Raw genomic sequence first — 513 nt, 5'->3', positions numbered from 1 at the left:
ACAATGAATATAATCCCAGAGTTACCAGAAGAGCTTTGGTCCCTCATTTTGTCATTTCTTGATCCTGAATCACTCATTAACAGCGTGGAATTAGTATCTAAAAAGTTTCACAATTTAGCCAATGACAATTTGCTCTGGAAACAGTTATTTCTCTCATTCTTTCCTAAAGATCTCCCTTCTCCTTTACCTGAGAATTTTAAGTGGAAAAATGAATTTATTAACCTCTATCTCGAACAGTATGGATTTTTACCCCCTGAAACGCGAAAACTCATTTTTTTAATTGCAACCAATGCTCTGGATACCATTCGGACCTTAACTATCAGTATTGAGGACTTAAAAGCAAATAGTCTCGTCTTGATTAAAACCGCAACGCGATTGAATCGACCAGAGATTTTAGAGCATTTTTACTCCATTTGTGAGCCAGAATTCCAAGCAAGGCCTGAACCAGAAAACGAGCTAGAGCTTTTGCGTTGGGCAGTTTTGCGAAATAGAGGAAAACCAGATGAGTTGACG

At 38.0% G+C, this 513-nt stretch carries 1 protein-coding gene; it reads left to right on the top strand.

The window, feature by feature from the left end; translation table 11 throughout:
- Nucleotides 1-3 precede the first annotated feature (3 nt).
- Nucleotides 4-513 (top strand): F-box protein (locus tag Lnau_RS09290; RefSeq protein ID WP_193786806.1); only part of this gene is annotated, 510 nt, incomplete at its 3' end.

Source organism: Legionella nautarum, from assembly GCF_001467895.1.
Lineage (GTDB): Bacteria > Pseudomonadota > Gammaproteobacteria > Legionellales > Legionellaceae > Tatlockia > Tatlockia nautarum.
The sequence above is the reverse complement of the archived record's forward strand: the minus strand, read 5'-3'. Positions and strand labels throughout refer to the sequence as shown.